This is a genomic window from Actinomyces procaprae (assembly GCF_004798665.1).
Classification (GTDB): domain Bacteria; phylum Actinomycetota; class Actinomycetes; order Actinomycetales; family Actinomycetaceae; genus Actinomyces; species Actinomyces procaprae.
In genome coordinates, this window is sequence record NZ_CP039292.1 from 253,176 (window position 1) to 268,591 (window position 15,416).

Below are 15,416 nucleotides of genomic sequence, written 5' to 3' on the forward strand. Positions count from 1 at the left end.
CCCCCGCCCGGTAGGCACGCTGACATGTCGCCACGGAACGACGACGGAGCCCCGCTGATCGGCTCGGCCGCCTGGAACTCCCAGACGGTCGGCGTCTATGGGCCCGGATACGACCGCCAGCTGTCCCACGACGAGTACCACGCGCTCGTGCGTGCCCGCATGGCCGACCTGGACCGTCTGGAGGCCGACGGCGGGAGTGGCCGAAGGCTGCTGTTCCCCGATGAGCGCCTGGTGGTGGCCCTGGACGTGGACGGCACCATTCTTGACCTTGACGGTCGGGTATCAGAACGCGTCATGGCCTCGATCGCCCGCATGCGGCACCGGGGCGCGCAGGTGGTGATCGCCACGGGGCGCGGTATCTCCGCGGCACTGCCGGTGGCCCGTCGAGTCGGGCTCACCGATGGGTGGATGGTTTGCGCCAATGGTGCCATCACACTGCGCCTGGATCCGGCCTTCCCGGGCGGGTATGAGGTCGTCGACTCGCGGACCTTCAATCCGGCCACCGCCATCGACGCCCTGCTGGAGGCGGTGCCGGACGGGATCATCGCGGTGGAGGACCTGGGCGCCGGCTTCCGCGTGTCCCGGCCCTTCCCCGACGGTGAGCTCATCGAGAAGCAGAGGGTTGTGCCCCTGGATGAGCTGCGTCGCGGGGAGGTCACCCGGGTGGTGCTGCGGGCGCCGGGCATGCCGGTGGAGGAGTTCAGCGCCGTCGTCGGGCGGGCCGCCCTGCACTCGGTGGAGTACGCGATCGGCTGGACCGCCTGGTTGGACGTGGCCCCGCAGGGCATCACCAAGGCCTCCGCCCTTCAGGCGCTGGTGACCAGGCTCGGCACCGACGCTGATCACGCCGTCGCCGTGGGTGACGGCACCAACGATGTGGAGATGCTGCGCTGGGCGGGAGTCGGCGCCGTCATGGGGTCGGCGCCGCAGTGGGTCAAGGACCAGGGCGACGTCGTAACCGAGACCGTATGGCACGATGGTTGCGCGGCCGTGTTGGACGCAGTCGTGGAGAGGACTCGGAGGAACTCATGAGATCGTCCCGGAGCGTTCTGCGGCCCGGTGCCGCCCGGCTCGCCCCCGCCGCGGCGGCCTTGCTGCTGTTCTCGGGCGGCATGACCGCCTGCTCGCCGAGTAACGACGTCGATCCGAGCGCCTCGACCACCGACCCGTGCGCGGCGATGGCGGTGTTCGGCAGCTTCCCCGAGGGAACCACGGTTACGGTTGCCACCGCCTTCACCGGGGCCGAGGCGGAGCGCTTCGACGCCTCCGTCGAGGAGTTTGAGGAGTGCACCGGCATCGACGTCGTCCAGAACGGCTCGGATGGGCTGGAGACGGTGCTGCGGCAGACTCTGGAGGAGCCCGGGTCCGGGGACGGGGCGAGCGCGGACCTGCCGGACCTCGCCGTCGTGCCCCAGCCCGGCCTGGTGAGTGATCTGGCGCGCGCCGATGCGTTGATCGCCTTGCCGGATGCCGTGGGCGCGAATGTGGAGCTGGGGTGGGACCGTTCCTGGATGGATGTGGGCTCGGTAGACGGCGTCCTTTACGCCGCCCCGCTCATGGCGTCGGTGAAGTCCTTCATCTGGTATTCGCCGGTGGCCTTTGCGCAGGCCGGTTATGAGGTTCCCGGCACCTGGGACGAGTTGGTCTCGCTCACCGAGCGGATTGCCGCCGACAATGCCGCTGATGATGCCGATGGCGCGGGCGGCGCCACGCCCTGGTGCCTGGGCGTGGCCGACGGCGACTCGAGCGGCTGGACCGTCAGCGACTGGCTCGAGGACACGCTGCTGACGACTCGGGGTGTCGGCGCCTATGACGCCTGGGCGAACCACGCCGTCGCCCTGGATGACGCCTCTGCGGTGGCGGCTTTGGATGAGGTGGGTGCCCTGCTCCTGGCCGATGGGAGTGTGCCTGGCGGCGGCGAGCAGGCCGCGCAGACAAGCCTGGAGGAGGCCGGCGAGCAGCTGCTGGACGGCTCCTGCTACATGCTGCACGCATCGTCCGGGTATGAGAACCTGCTGCCCGAGGGCACGGTGGTTGTGCCCGCCGGCGCCGCGGCGGAGCAGACCGCTGTATCCGCGGCGACCACTGCCGCGGACGGTGCAAGCGCCACCGGCACGGGGAAGGCCCCGGATGCGGAGTCGACGGAGGCTGCGACGTCGGCCGCTGCGGGTGGTGTTGTCTCCGCCTTCCTTGTGCCTGGAGTGGCCGACGACGACGCCGGCGCACCGGTGATTGTGGGCGGCGACTTCCTGGTGCGGCTGGCTCCGGGTGCACCCGGAGCCGGGGAAGATGCCGCAGACGGGGCCGATCCTGAGGCGGTCGAGACGGTCATGCACTACCTGTCCAGCGCTGAGTGGGCGCAGCGGCGCGTTGACCTTGGCGGCGTGGCCACCGCCAACCGGAGTGTGGATGCGTCGGTGATGAGTTCTGATGTTGCCCGACGTGCGACGCTGCTGCTGCAGTCGCGTCAGTCCGTGATTCGGTTCGACGCCTCTGACTCGATGCCGTCGGGCGTGGGCACGGACGCGCTGTGGAGCGCCCTGACCCAGTGGACCACTGGCGATCTGGACTCCAAGGAGGCGTTGGCCCAGGCGGAGGCCGCCTGGCCCGAGTGAGCGGCGGGGCCCGGGAAGATTGGATGAGCCGGCTGCACGCACTTCTCGGTGCGGCCAAGCTATGGTAACGTTCGAGTGTCTAACATGTCCCGCCTGGTCGTTGCGTGACTGGGTGCGGGTGTGGTCCTGTTGGCGTGCCCGGGCCCTGGCCCGGGGGAAGGAGCCGGTTCATCCATGCTGTACGGCTACGCGAATACGAGCACAGATGACTACGGCACTGACTCCGAGGGTGACAGCTCATCGGATCCGGTTGACAATTTGAAGAAGTTGGCTATCGAACACGTAATGAACCGCTCTAAGCGGGCGCAACTGATGCCGGCGAACAATCCGAAGGTGATGGGGGCGGCGGGAGTCGGGGCGGCTATGGGCGTGTAGGTGGGGGGCGGCGCGGGGGCGTCGTGCTCGATCACCGATGGTCTGAGTGCGTTCAGCGGCCAGTTGGCGGAGGTCTGGTCCTCGCCCGTTGCTGAGACAATAGGTACTTCTATCGACACAGCGGTGACTGCGGCGCGTGATCGCATGGATGATGTCTATCAGACGGCCTATGATGCCTACTGGGCCGAGGATGACCAAGTCCCGCCTGGCAGTGATGAGGCCAATCCGAAGTGGAAATGACCGCCTGCTGGAATCGCCGCCACATTTGCGGTTCTTCTTGTGTGGCGCCGCCCGGGGTGCAGTTCTGTGTGAGTGCGCGCTATGGGAGTGTGGAGCTAAGTATGAGGAGTACACGGAAATGACTTATGTCAGTATGGATACCGAAGGGGTGCAGGGTTTCATTGATGCACTGCAGGCGTGGGTTGACGATGCTGAGACCGAATGCTCTGAGTTGTACAATCTCAATAACAGTTGGGACACACCTCCGGTCGAGGGTATCGATGAGATGCTCAACGTCTCTACTCCGTTCTTGCCGGGATACGCATTGAGCCCGACGATGGGCATGGCTGCTGGATTGGCGGGCACCACTACCGCATCCGTGGCGGACGCGACCAGCGCTCTCCAGGCGATCATTGATGACCTGCAGACCCGGCTCGATGAGGCGATCATCATGAACGACTCCGGCATCACCTTCGGCTCCACCGAGGGCGCTGTCTGCTATTACCTTCCCGACGGGGTTGATGATACCGCCGAGAATGTCAAGACATATAACAGCCAGTCCATAGCTGATGCCAAGGCCGACGCAACTGCCCTGAAACAGGCTCTGGGCAGCAGCGACGGAACCGCGGAGGACGGCCGCTCCGTGGAGGAGATCGCTGCGGACATGGCCGAGAAGCAGGACATCGATGTCTACGGTGCTGCGTTTGTGAACACTGTAGGTGTGGACACCTACTTGGATCTGGTCCAGAAGGTCCAGGCGCACTACACATACTCGGCGGCGAGCAGTGGCACTTCGCAGTACTCTCACCCTACAACCGAAGACGAGGCTGCTACGGATTCGATCGTGGATACGATGGGACACATCCTCGCCGCCGCATCTCACCAGAACGTAACCGGCCCTCGACTTGCTGCTGCGTTGGAGACGGCGGTGACCGAGGACGGTCACAAGGGCCGCACCGCGGCGATGAATGCGTTGTTGTCGGTGGAAGGGCTGTATTTCGACGCGGGTTTCCTGGTTGATTTGGCGGATCGGATGGAGGAGTTGCCGTATGACGGGACACGTCCGACGTTCCCGATGCCCGCCAATAAGGTGGACGAGTATGGTCCGGTGTTCACCCGTAACAGCCTCGACCCGCTGCAAGGCGTGCTGACGGCGATGGGGACCAACACCGAGGCGGCGCTGGAGTATCTGGCGCCGGAGGAAGATGGCTCGGTCGGCGATGCCGGTAACTGGGTTCCGGGTCAGGCTTCCGTGGACCGTTGGAAGCTGCTCACCAATCGCACCTGGGATCCCGACCAGGGTGATGACGCGCTGACAACCGCAATGGCCGGCGCATCGGCGCAACGTGTGCCCTCCGACGGTGACACTGACGAGCGTGCCGCATGGGCGACCGGGAAGGCCATGTCTTACCTCAGTAGCATTGATGAAGAGGCCTTCTCCCAGACGGGCCGGAACAATGTCGCCATCATACTGGGAAACTCTATGGCCGACATCGAGGACGTCATTGGCGGCAATGCGGACTCCTCGGGGGCGGTGTTTGTAGGGGATGTGACGCGTCCTGCGGTGCTGCCCGGGAATCACGAGTCAGACATCCGCGCGCTGGCTCGCGTGGTCGGTATGGAAGAGAGCTCGCTGTTGATCTTGTCCAACACGGTTGGAAGGTACTCGACAGCGCGTAACCAGGCCATCCTCGACGAGTACCCCGAAGCTACTTTGGGTGACGGATCGGGGATGGACGAGGCGTTCAAGACCGCCAGCAGGAATGATGGGGCACTCCTGGGGTTCATTGAGCGCTCCGCTGTCAACGCGCTAACCGCCCACGGTTATGATGAAGCGCGCGCCAATGAGCTTACTGCTTCTACGGTGCTTGGTGCTTTTGGTGCAGAATTGTCGGTTGCGCCTCATCCGGGCGCCCAGGCCGCGTCGGTCGTGGTTACTGCCGCGACCCCGGGCTTGACCGAGCAGATAAGCCAGTTCGACCTGACACAGGTAGAGGATGCCGAGGACCTGTCTGATGCTGCACAGCAGGAGGCATTCCAGGCGGCAATGGCGCAGATATCGAACGCGGGGCGGCTGCCTGATGCCGCCTACATCGACTATAACCAGAAGGATCTCGGCGATCTCTACGACTGGATGGACGAGGACCATCAAATCGATCTGACCATGCTACTTTCCGATTCCACGTATAGGAAGCAGTTCAACCACTGGATGGAGAGCCCCGATGTGCCTGCGGCAGACCTGGAGATCCAGTTCAGCGATGGTGTTCGCGCTGGTTTTGGAAACGATGATGATTGAGGTGGATTGCTGTCTTGTCTGCGGATTCTAATCGCCGGTGGGGCTTGGTTAATCGTTTGGGGGCGCCGTTTGTGGTGTCGTTGACGATTGTGGTGCTGGTGTTTGCGGGTCGTTTGGCGTGGTGGGGGTATCAGCAGCTCCCTCCTCCTCGTCCTGACGAACCATATTGCTTGGTGTTGAACGACGAGGATATTGCCCCGATCTTAGCTGACGTCACAGAAGTCTTCGGGGGTGACTACAGCACCAGTGGCCGCTACTGGGGATGTGTCGTCAACGGGAGCGAACAAAGTGTTCACCTTCAGGCGGCTCGGGATGCGGATGACGTGTTTCTTGAGTACAAGGATATTGGTGTTCCGGTGTTGGATACGGTGTCTGCTAGGCCTGGGGCGCGTGTTCGGGCTGTTGGTGATGCGACTGTGGTGTCGTGGGTTGGGCGTCGGGATGCCCATGCCGCCTGGTTCGAGGGTAAGTCGGCGGTGATCTTCTCGGCCAGATCGGTGAGTGATGAGGTTGGCGCGGCGGCTCAGGTCTCGTTTCTTGAGGGGATTGCGATAAGGCGTGGTGCGCAGCTTCTGGATGAGATCGGGTTCGTGTCTACGCCTTCGCCGACGCCGGATCCGCACTGGACGCCTTGAGGCGGCCGGGTGTCGTGGTCGCGGAGACTTCCACTGTCCTGTCTACTGTTTAGGAGATCATGCATATGAGATATCTAGTCGGCACATTCTTGGATCGTCTGCGTCGTCCGTTGACGGGCCTGCTCGTGCTGCTGCTGGCGTGTGCGCCGGTGGTGGCGTGCTCCTCCGAGTCGGGTGACAATCCGCTGGGTATCGGCACCTACGATCCGGAGGCAGCGGCGTCGACCAAGGCGTCGGAGTCCGCTGCGGCCGCGGTAGCGTCCGCGTCTGCTGCGGCCTCGGCGGAGGCCGCGGGAGTGGTGACCGTGGAGTCCTTGTCCACTGAGCGGCACGTGATCACCTCTATCCCCGAGGATCTGGATGAGCTCCAGACCGAGGTGCTCAAGGCCTTCGTCCACTACGACGAGGTGACTTGGAACGTCTGGTTCACCCGCACCGGCATCGAAAACGCCGCCCCCCTCATGACCGCGGAGGAGTACCAAGCCTTTACGGAGGACTTTGAAGGGCAGGATACTGGGCGCACGGATGGGACCGTGAGAGTTTCGGTGCTTTCAGTGGACCAGAGTTCGGCATACGACACTACGCGAGCTGAGGTTATTTATTGCGATGACCAGACGGACCTCGTTGACTACGATGCTGACGGCAACAACGTTAGTGGAACTGTTACATCGCAGGCACGCTACAAGATGAGTGTCGTTATGGTTTATGAGGATGGCATCTGGAAGGAAGCCGCCGAGGAGTACCTGTCGACCAACGAGTGCACGGTGTGAACCATGGCGCGGGCAACTCGAAAACTCGTCACAGCGCTGAGCGTCGCACTCCTTCTGGTGATGCCGCTAGTCATCGCAACTCCTGCTTGGGCAAATAGGCAAGGTAAGGAGGCTCTTCCGGTTTGAGGGTGTGGTGGTTGGGGTCGGGGCTGCGGTGGGGGTGGTTGTTTGAACTGCACCGGGTTTGATGGAGGCAGTGAATACACGGAAGGATCACTGCTGGGAGTGCTCAGAGGAAGTATCCCGAGGAGCTGCGGGAGCGGGCCACCAGGTTGGCTGTGGTGGCCCGCCGGGACCCCGAGCGGTCTAAGGGGGCGATCAGAAGGATCGCCGATGAGCTGGGTGCCCATCCCGAGGCTCTGCGTACCTGGGTGAAGAAGGCCGAGATCGATGCGGGCGCCCGGCCGGGAACCACCAGTCAGGATGCCCAGCGGATCCGGGAGCTGGAGAAGGAAGTACGCGAGCTGCGCAGGGCTAACGGTGATCCTGCGCAAGACGGTGCGCGCATGTTTGCGCCCCGGGCGGAGTGTGAGGCGCCGGTAGAGGTCACCGGTCTCCTTCATCGACGGGCAACAAGGCGGACCTTGGGGCCTGTGCCGATCTGCCAGGCGCTTACTAGCACCGGTGTCAAGATCGCCCCTACCCGTCCTGCCGGGCCCGCAAGTCCCGTCCCCCCAGTGCCAGGGGGGTGCGCGATGAGGTTCTGAAGGCCGAAATCAGCAGAGTGCATGAGAAGAACTACTGCGTTCTGGGCGCCAGGAAGATGCATGCGATGCTGAACCGGCCTGAGGCCTGTGAGCGGCATGGTCTGGGGCATGCGACGCCTGCTGCACCGTGGAGAGGTTGATGCGGGCCATGGGCCTGCACGGCCACCGGCCGCGCCAAGTCACCGCGTACCACGCGCAGCGCGCCCAGGGAGCAGTGCCCCGCAGACCTCGTCAACAGGCACTTCAGCGCGTTCAGGCCGAACGAGTTGTGGGTGGCGGACATAACGTATGTACGCACCCTGTCCGGCTGGGTGTACGTCGCCTTCGCCCGCTGACGTGTACTCCCGGCGGATCGTCGGCTGGCAGACGTCCACGAGCTTGTACACCGACCTGGCATTGGACGCCCTGAAGATGGGTATCTGGCAGCACCCGGCGCGAAGGAGCCGACCTTACCGGCCTGATCCATCACACGCGGCCGGGGGGTCCAGTACCGGGCCATCCGAGTGCGGGCAGGCCCTGCCCGACTGTGATGCGGTCGCCTCGGTGGGCTCCAAGGGCGACTTCCTTTCGGCTTCGCGCTGGCCGAGGCCCTCAACTCTCTCTATAAGGCAGAGCTCATACGCAACCACAAGTACCTAGATTCCCACGGGCCCTGGGAGGGTATCGATGATGTCGAGTTCGCTACCGCCGAGTGGGTGCAACTGGTCGGGCACTGTCCGGCCTCACTCCGCCATAGGCATGCACGCCCCGATCGAGTACGAGCAGGCATACACCCCACCACCACAAGAAGACACCAACACCATCGCCGACGGCACCGACATCATCGCCGACGGCACCGACATCATCGACACCGCCGACGCCCAGGACGTCGGCGAGCAGACCACCATCAACCAACCCCAGCCGGCAACCACCGGCGCCAGATAAAACACCCTCCACGAAACCCGGGGCTTGACAGTTGCTGGGTTCGTGAGGTTGTTGTCGGTGGGTGGTGCTGGCTTGCGCTGACTCGTCGGGGCCGCTGGGATCATCTGGGCGCTGGACCGGGGCTGCCGCCATTGACGGCGCGCGGCGGCGGTCTTGGTGCCCCACTTGACAGGCCCCCGGGCGCAGGCGTGAGCGCTCGGGGTGCGGGCCTGGCGTGTTCGCCCGCGCGCCCCGGGTGACGGTTCGGCACTTCGCGTGACGGTTCGGCACTTGGCACCAACGATTCGGCACTTCCGGCGACGCTACGTACCCCTACCGTACGAACCGTCGCAAGAAAGTACGAATCGCCGACCAGAACATACGAACCCTCACGCGAAGGTACGAACCGTCGCGTCAACACACAAGCCCCCAGCCCAACACACCCTCAAACCGGAAGAGCCGCATTAGCCTGGTCGCTGCTACCCGCGGCGCTCGGGTTGAACCCGGGGATGTCCAGGCGGTTCTGATCCGCCCCCAGCGAGCAACCCACCAAAGGAGCGCATGCCAGTAGTAGCGTCAGCAGGGCCGCCGGCAGACTGTGCAGGGGCGGGGCGTGCTGGCTCCGGATCGCATCATAAGAAAGCTCCTCATCAAGCCGACACCCCTACTGCGTGCCCCTATCATTTGATAATCTTTGCGCCCTGACCCTGCCTGTATCCCATGTTGTAGCCTTTGTTGATCTTGACGTCAAGGTTGTCCATGGTGGGGTCGGTGAGTAGTTCTTGCCAGGTCATGTAGTCCTGGGCTGCTTGTGGGGTCATGGGGTCGGGGGCGGTGATGGTGGGTTGTCCGTTGACTTCGGTGTAGAAGGAGAAGGACCGTCCGTTGTTGCCGGTGGCGGCCGCCTCCAGCGCCTCCTCGCTCAGCAAGCCGTAGTTCGCGGCAGCAACATAGGCCTGGGCTCGCAGTACCGTGTCGATGTCGGCCTCATCGACAGTGTCCGTAGTGTTGTCGCCCGCCCGCCGCTCGGCGATGCCGTTAAGGTAGCCCATGGTTGCGCCGGCTTTCCGATAGTTCCCGAGCAGGGTGGCTTCGGGGTCTGTTGCTGTGGGCATGTCGGAATCGACCTGGTTGTGATGGTGCTGGAGCATGGTGGAGGTCAGGGTTCCGGCGGCATGCTTGTCGTCGATGACGCGGTACAGGGCGGTCTCGAACTGCGCGTCGGTAACCAGACCGGACAGGCCGTAGACGTTATTGATTTCCAGGGATCCGCCGTTGGCCAGGCTGGCGAGTTCCTTCGGGCTGTTGGCGAGCAGGAGGGCGAGGTTCTGCTTGATGGTTCCGGTGTAGTCCTTGAGGGGTATCTGGTCGACGGCAAACTCCATTGACTTGGCGACGATCCACGTGGTCTTTGCGGCGGTTTGCTCGTCTTGGCCGGTGCGCATGGCCGAGACGGCGGCCATGGCAGCGGTGAGTTCTTCCAGACCGCCGGAGTTCCAGTGGCCTTCTTCGAGCGTCTTCCACCGCTCCCGAGTCCGCTCTCCCGGCACCCACCGCCCGTCGCTGATCTCTCCATCTGGGCTGAGGTAGTCCAAAGCGGCCCGGGCGTTGGCCTGGTCGCTGCTTGCGGTATCTGGGTCAAAATCGGGAATGTCCAGTTCGCTTCCGAAATACTGTGCGCACGCCACCAAAGGAGCGCATGCCAGTAGTAGCGTCAGCAGGGCCGTCGACAGACTGTGCCTGGGGCGGGGCGTGCTGGCTCCGGATCGCATCATAAGAAAGCTCCTCATCAAGCCGACACCCCTACTGCGTGCCCCTATCATTTGATGATCTCTGCGCCCTGGCCCTGTTTGCGGCCTGTGTGATCGCCCGCTTCGATATTGACATCAAGGTTGTCCATGGTGGGGTCGGTGAGTAGTTCTTGCCAGGTCATGTAGTCCTGGGCTGCTTGTGGGGTCATGGGGTCGGGGGCGGTGATGGTGGGTTGTCCGTTGACTTCGGTGTAGAAGGAGAAGGACCGTCCGTTGTTGCCGGTGGCGGCCGCTTCCATGGCGGCGTCGCTGAGCAGGCCGTACTGTGCGGCAGCAACATAGGCTTGGGCTCGCAGTACCGTGTCGATGTCGGCCTCATCGACAGTGTCCGGAGTGTTCCAGTCTTTGGTTAGCTGGTTGACGATGATGGGTCTGGTTACGGTGGAGCCGGTGCTGTACAGCAGCGGTCCGGCGACCGCCAGGCCGGTGCCCCCGGTCACGGCGCTGACTCCGGTACCCAGGACGGTGGAGAACACGCTCAGTGCGGTTCCCATATTGGACTTGGCGTTGGCCTGTGCGGCGCTGTTGTCGCCTGCGCGCAACTCGGCAATGCCATCAAGGTAGCCCATGGTTGCGGCGGCCTTCTTGTACTGTCCGGTCAGCGTCTCTTCGGGGTCTGTGACCGTGGGCATGTCGGAGTCGATTTGACCGCGGTGGTACTGACCCATGGCAGCGGCCAGAGTGCCGGCGGCGTTCGCATCATCAATGACGCGGTACAGCAGGGTCTCGAACTGTGCGTCGGTCACCATACCGGACAGACCATAGTGCTGATTGATTTCCAGGGATCCGCCGTTGGCCAGGCCGGCGAGCTCCTTGGGGCTATTGCCGAGCAGGACGGCGAGGTTCTGCTTCATGGTGGCGGTGAAATCGGCTTCCTCGACATGATCGACGAAGAAGGGGATGGCCTGCGCGGTCATCCAGGTGGCGCGCCCGGCCGCATCGGCTGGCGCGTTCGGGTCGCCGTCGGCTCCCCGGTAGGCGGACGCCGCGGCCGTGGCCGCACTCAACCCGTCGAGCCCTGAACCGCCGTGGTAGTCCCAGTCACGTTGCCTGAGCATCTCCCAGCGCTTCTTGATCTCGGCGTCATTAGCGCCATCAATGGTGAGATAGTTCAAGGAGGCCTCAGAATTGGAACCCATGGCGGTCAGCACGCCGGCCAACGGGTCCGCCGTATAGAACTCTCCATTCACGAACGGCGGCGCACCGGCGAAGGGGACCGAGGACGGCTCGATGTCTTCAAGGTTGTCTGCGAGCGTAGCGAGGAACCCGGTACCGTACGCCGTCCTGGACACCGACAACAGCGCATTGAGTGCCGTCATCGGGTTCTCAAGCTGCGGCTGAATGACCGCCGGATCGACTGCGTTTGCGAAGTCGGCAGCGAGGTCCGCCCCACCGACCTGATCCTGGCTGGCGGCGGCCAGGATGTGCGCGAGAGTCTCCAACGACTTGGTGAGGCGCTCACCACCGTCATCCCCCTCGTAGTCGACCTGATAATGACCGTCTAGCGTGTAGACGAGCTGCAAGTACTCTTCAGCGGAGAACTCACCGACGAACGCCGCCCCGTAGGTGGGGATGTCGCGGTGCTTGTCGATCTGGTTGAGGATTTCCTCGGGGGTGCGGCCTTGGGTGGAGATGCCGTTCTCCAGGGCCTCCTGCAGCTCGGCCGCCTCTGCCTTGGCGGTCTCGACTGAGCCGGTGTTGTAGGCGGACTGTGCCAGGGGTCCTGGGCGTGGTCCTGCGTCGGTTGCGTCGACGACGGATGGCACCGGGTCGTGGTAGTAGTTGCTGGTGTGGTTGATGGCGTTGCGCTCGTAGTCGATCGCTGCGGCGCGGTCCTCGAGGTTCTCGACGACCGTTTGCATCTTGTCGGTGTCGATCTTGATGAAGGCCATGGGGGCCGGCTCCGTGCTTTGCGGTTGGTTCAGGGGGGGGGCAGGGGGTCAGGTGTTGGGCCACCTGGCCAGGGCGGAGCCCTCGGGCACCCTCTCCTGCCCGGCGTCGAAGGTGTCGCTGTACTGGGTGGTGGTGCCCGTGGTGGGGGTGGGCTCCCAGCTGTCCAGGCGGAGTCGCGAGCCCTGCGCGTACTCCATGACTGCCTGGATCGCCTCCAGCTTGCGGTTGGGCACCATGGGGATGTCCTCGCCGACGGCGGCATCGGCATCGTCGTCGGCGTCGTAGGTGGGGGAGGGCGGCATCAGGGCCTCGGTTCTCGCTGGTGGTGGTCTGGGAAGGTGTGTGGGCGCCCGGGCGCCCCGGTAACGATGGAGTCAGCTTACCCTAAACATAACGTTCCCGTCACAAGAAGACTGGTCGGTAGTCGTCCGCCAGCGCCAGGGTGGCCCCAGCGGAAGGTGGGCGCTGGTGGACGACTGCGGGGCGAGGGCGTTGGGTGCGGCTGTCACGCGTGGCTGACGTTGGCACCGCTTCTCGTATGTCCGGCAGTCCTGGCAGTTGCTGTTGCTTGCGTGTGACCTGGTGTCGTGTGAGACTATGTAACGTCCTGATAGCGGGCTCTTACCCCGAGGAGTTGCTTATGGCTCGTTTCCCGACTGGTTCACCCGGGCTGCGCCGTGCTACCGCAGGTGCGGTGGCGCTGCTGCTGGCCTGTGCGCCGCTGGTGGCGTGCTCGTCTGGCTCCGACGACAACCCCCTGGGCATCGGCACTTTTGACCCGGAGGCGATGGCCTCGGCCAAGGCCTCGGAGTCGGCCGCAGCGGCTGAGGCGTCCGCATCTGCTGCGGCCTCGGCGGAAGCGGCTGGTGTGGTGACCGTGGAGTCGCTGTCCACCGACCGGTACGTGGTTACCTCTATCCCCGAGGATCTGGATGAGCTGCAGACAGAGGTACTCAAGGCCTTCATCAACTACGACCAGGTCACCTGGAACATCTGGTTCACCCGCACCGGCGCAGAGAACGCCGAACCACTCATGACCGCTGAGGCATACCGGAGACTCAAGAACGGCTTGGAGGAACTCGGCGATGGACATACCGATGGGACAGTCAGAGTTTCAGTCAAGGCGGTTACCGCTGTTGCCTATGCGCGGGCACAGATCGCGATCTGCGGCGATCAATCGGATCTCGTCTCCTATGATGCGAACGGAAACGATATCAGTAATCCGGAGACCCTCCAAGGCCGTTATGAGACGGTTATTACCATGGTTTACGAGGATGGGGCTTGGAAGGAATCGGATGAGACGACTCTGACTGTAAACGAATGTGTGGTGTGAAAATGATGGGCTTCAGGATTCGATTGCTGGCAATTGCTTACGTCGCGCTGTTATTCCTTGTCGTGTTGGCCGGTATTGTCCCGGATGCTTGGGCAAAAGAGATGCAAGACGTCCATGCCGGTTCGGGTTCGTCTTCTGGCTCAGTTTCGTCGGGTGGGGATGGTTCGGTGCAGATTTCGGTGTCTGCGGAGTATGTGTCGGCTGCGGCGGACGGCTCCAGCTCTGGCGGTGGTGTGGTGTCGTCGCAGGCGGTGACGGCGAGTGTGCATCCGGTGTGCTGGTATGAGCAGGACAGGACGGGTGCGGAGGTCGCTGAGTGGCTTGATTCGGGTCAGGCCACGAAGGAGGCCTCGGTTCACGGCGGTCGGCCGGAGAATGACGGAATCATCAAGGGCATGTACCCCGACTATGGCTCGTACGCTGAGGACACCGAGGGCTACTGGTACAGGCCGTGGTGTGACTGGGAGTACTACAACGGTGATGACCCGATGGAGTTCCAGAAGCTGTTCGGACAGTTCACATCGAACGGCCCGGTGTATGTGCCCGCGGGCCAGGCGGCCCCGGCCCCGGTGATCGACGGGGCCACCCTGGCGCAGGCGGCGTGGGATGCGGTGACGATCCCGACCGCCACGATCGGCTACAACCCGAGTTACGGCAGCATGCGGGCCACGATTGTGGGTATGGATACCTGGGTGTGGGCCACCGGCGACACCCCGAAGGAAGTGACCGTGACCGCCACGGCGGGGGCCACCACTGCCACAGTCACCGCCACCGCGAAGTGGTTGACGCTCCAGCCCAAGGACGGCACCGCCAAGTGCACTGGCTTCGGCATCCCCTGGACTGAGGAGAACGACGCCAAGGGCACCGACTGCAAGATCATCTTCAACCGGTCCAGCGCGCACTTCAAGGACAGTGTGACCCCGGTGGATGTGAAGGTGAACTACGCGATCACCTACTCCGCTACCGACGGCGCCACCGGAACCATGGACACCCACACCACCTCCACAACCACCACCATCCCGGTGGCTGAGATCCAGGCCCTGAACACCTTGCCCACCAAGCGGCCATGACACTCAGGGCCGCGGTCCGCGCGTTCCGGCCATGTGGGGGAGCGGCCGCGTCGTCGAGACGCCGGGGGTGTCGCCGGGAACGCGGCGTCCCGGAATAATCCCCGCACCACGCCGGTTGCGGCCGGTATGAGCAGTCATGACACCGCCGTTTCCGACGACGCGCTCGCAGTCCTCTTCACCAACGCCCGCACGGCCCGCTCCTTCCACGACGAGCCCGCACCGATCGAGCAGGTGCGGCGCGCCTACGACAATGCCCGCTGGGCGCCCACCGCGCTCAACTCCCAGCCCATGCGTCTGGATCTGCTCTCCTCGCCGGAGTCCCGCCAACGCCTCGCACCGCTTATGGCCGGAATGAATCAGGCGCCGGTGCTCGGCGCGCCCCTGGTGCTGATCGTCTCCGCCGACCTCGCCCTGGACAAGTCAATGCGGGAGCTCGGCACCTCGGAGGAGATGCTTCGACGCCTGGCCGGATCCCTGGAGATGCGTCAGGGAATCGCCCGGGACTCCGCGCTGATCCAGCTCGGCTACCTGGTGCTCGCCCTGCGTGCCGAAGGGCTCGACGTCGGCGTCATGACCGGTGCCGACCTGGCCGGAATCGACGCCGAGTTCCACGCCGACCGCCCCTGGCAGACGGTCGCCGTCGTCTGCGTGGGGCATGGTGACGCCGATGCCTTCCACCCGCGCGCGGCCCGCCACGACTTCGACGCCGTCTCCCGGGTGCTCTGACCGTCACCGACTGCCGTGAGCCGGCCGCCCCTGCTAACGTTCGGGGTGGCCCGGACCCAACAG

At 64.2% G+C, this 15,416-nt stretch carries 14 protein-coding genes; 11 read left to right on the forward strand and 3 right to left on the reverse strand.

The features are described from left to right. Positions 1-24: 24 nt before the first annotated feature. From E4J16_RS01045 to E4J16_RS01080, 8 genes are all read left to right on the forward strand, one after another. Entirely contained in the window at positions 25-1,032 is a 1,008-nt protein-coding gene (locus E4J16_RS01045; protein WP_136194093.1) for an HAD family hydrolase, read from the forward strand. Continuing rightward, the gene (locus E4J16_RS01050; RefSeq protein ID WP_240038204.1) at positions 1,029-2,615 is read left to right on the forward strand and encodes an ABC transporter substrate-binding protein; all 1,587 of its coding nucleotides are present in this window, start codon (positions 1,029-1,031) and stop codon (positions 2,613-2,615) included. The genes E4J16_RS01045 and E4J16_RS01050 overlap by 4 nt, the downstream gene beginning before the upstream one ends. 174 nt (positions 2,616-2,789) lie before the next feature. Beyond that, positions 2,790-2,990 carry a hypothetical protein gene (locus tag E4J16_RS01055; protein WP_136313001.1) on the forward strand — a complete coding sequence of 67 codons (201 nt, stop codon included), beginning with the start codon at positions 2,790-2,792 and terminating at the stop codon, positions 2,988-2,990. A 358-nt stretch (positions 2,991-3,348) separates the two neighbouring features. Then, complete coding sequence (locus E4J16_RS01060) at positions 3,349-5,505, forward strand: DUF6571 family protein (RefSeq protein ID WP_136313002.1); 2,157 nt, start codon at positions 3,349-3,351, stop codon at positions 5,503-5,505. Positions 5,506-5,681: 176 nt separating this feature from the next. Beyond that, on the forward strand, positions 5,682-6,140 hold the full coding sequence (locus E4J16_RS01065; RefSeq protein ID WP_136313003.1) for a hypothetical protein: 459 nt from the start codon (positions 5,682-5,684) through the stop codon (positions 6,138-6,140). A 65-nt stretch (positions 6,141-6,205) separates the two neighbouring features. Further along, a complete protein-coding gene (locus E4J16_RS01070) occupies positions 6,206-6,910 on the forward strand; it encodes a hypothetical protein (RefSeq protein WP_136313004.1) in 705 nt (234 codons plus the stop codon). 212 nt (positions 6,911-7,122) lie between these two features. After that, positions 7,123-7,617 (forward strand): transposase, encoded by a 495-nt coding sequence (locus E4J16_RS16150; protein WP_420809335.1) that lies wholly within the window; start codon positions 7,123-7,125, stop codon positions 7,615-7,617. A 738-nt stretch (positions 7,618-8,355) separates the two neighbouring features. Beyond that, positions 8,356-8,541, forward strand: coding sequence for a hypothetical protein (locus E4J16_RS01080; RefSeq protein ID WP_136313005.1), 186 nt, complete (start codon positions 8,356-8,358; stop codon positions 8,539-8,541). Between the two features lie 659 nt (positions 8,542-9,200). Here E4J16_RS01080 and E4J16_RS01085 read toward each other — a convergent pair. The 3 genes from E4J16_RS01085 to E4J16_RS01095 are packed head-to-tail and all read right to left on the reverse strand — an operon-like array spanning position 9,201 to position 12,526. Next, positions 9,201-10,295, reverse strand: a complete 1,095-nt coding sequence (locus tag E4J16_RS01085; protein ID WP_136313006.1) for a DUF6571 family protein — start codon at positions 10,293-10,295, stop codon at positions 9,201-9,203. A gap of 44 nt (positions 10,296-10,339) precedes the next feature. Then, a complete protein-coding gene (locus E4J16_RS01090; protein WP_136313007.1) occupies positions 10,340-12,223 on the reverse strand; it encodes a DUF6571 family protein in 1,884 nt (627 codons plus the stop codon). A gap of 48 nt (positions 12,224-12,271) precedes the next feature. Then, complete coding sequence (locus E4J16_RS01095) at positions 12,272-12,526, reverse strand: hypothetical protein (protein ID WP_136313008.1); 255 nt, start codon at positions 12,524-12,526, stop codon at positions 12,272-12,274. A gap of 338 nt (positions 12,527-12,864) precedes the next feature. On the opposite strand from E4J16_RS01095, the gene E4J16_RS01100 reads away from it, so the two are divergent. From E4J16_RS01100 to E4J16_RS01110, 3 genes are all read left to right on the forward strand, one after another. Continuing rightward, positions 12,865-13,557 (forward strand): hypothetical protein, encoded by a 693-nt coding sequence (locus tag E4J16_RS01100; protein ID WP_136313009.1) that lies wholly within the window; start codon positions 12,865-12,867, stop codon positions 13,555-13,557. A 167-nt stretch (positions 13,558-13,724) separates the two neighbouring features. Next, positions 13,725-14,627, forward strand: a complete 903-nt coding sequence (locus E4J16_RS15465; protein WP_240038205.1) for a hypothetical protein — start codon at positions 13,725-13,727, stop codon at positions 14,625-14,627. Between the two features lie 126 nt (positions 14,628-14,753). After that, on the forward strand, positions 14,754-15,353 hold the full coding sequence (locus E4J16_RS01110) for a malonic semialdehyde reductase (RefSeq protein WP_136194165.1): 600 nt from the start codon (positions 14,754-14,756) through the stop codon (positions 15,351-15,353). The last annotated feature ends 63 nt before the right edge of the window (positions 15,354-15,416 follow it).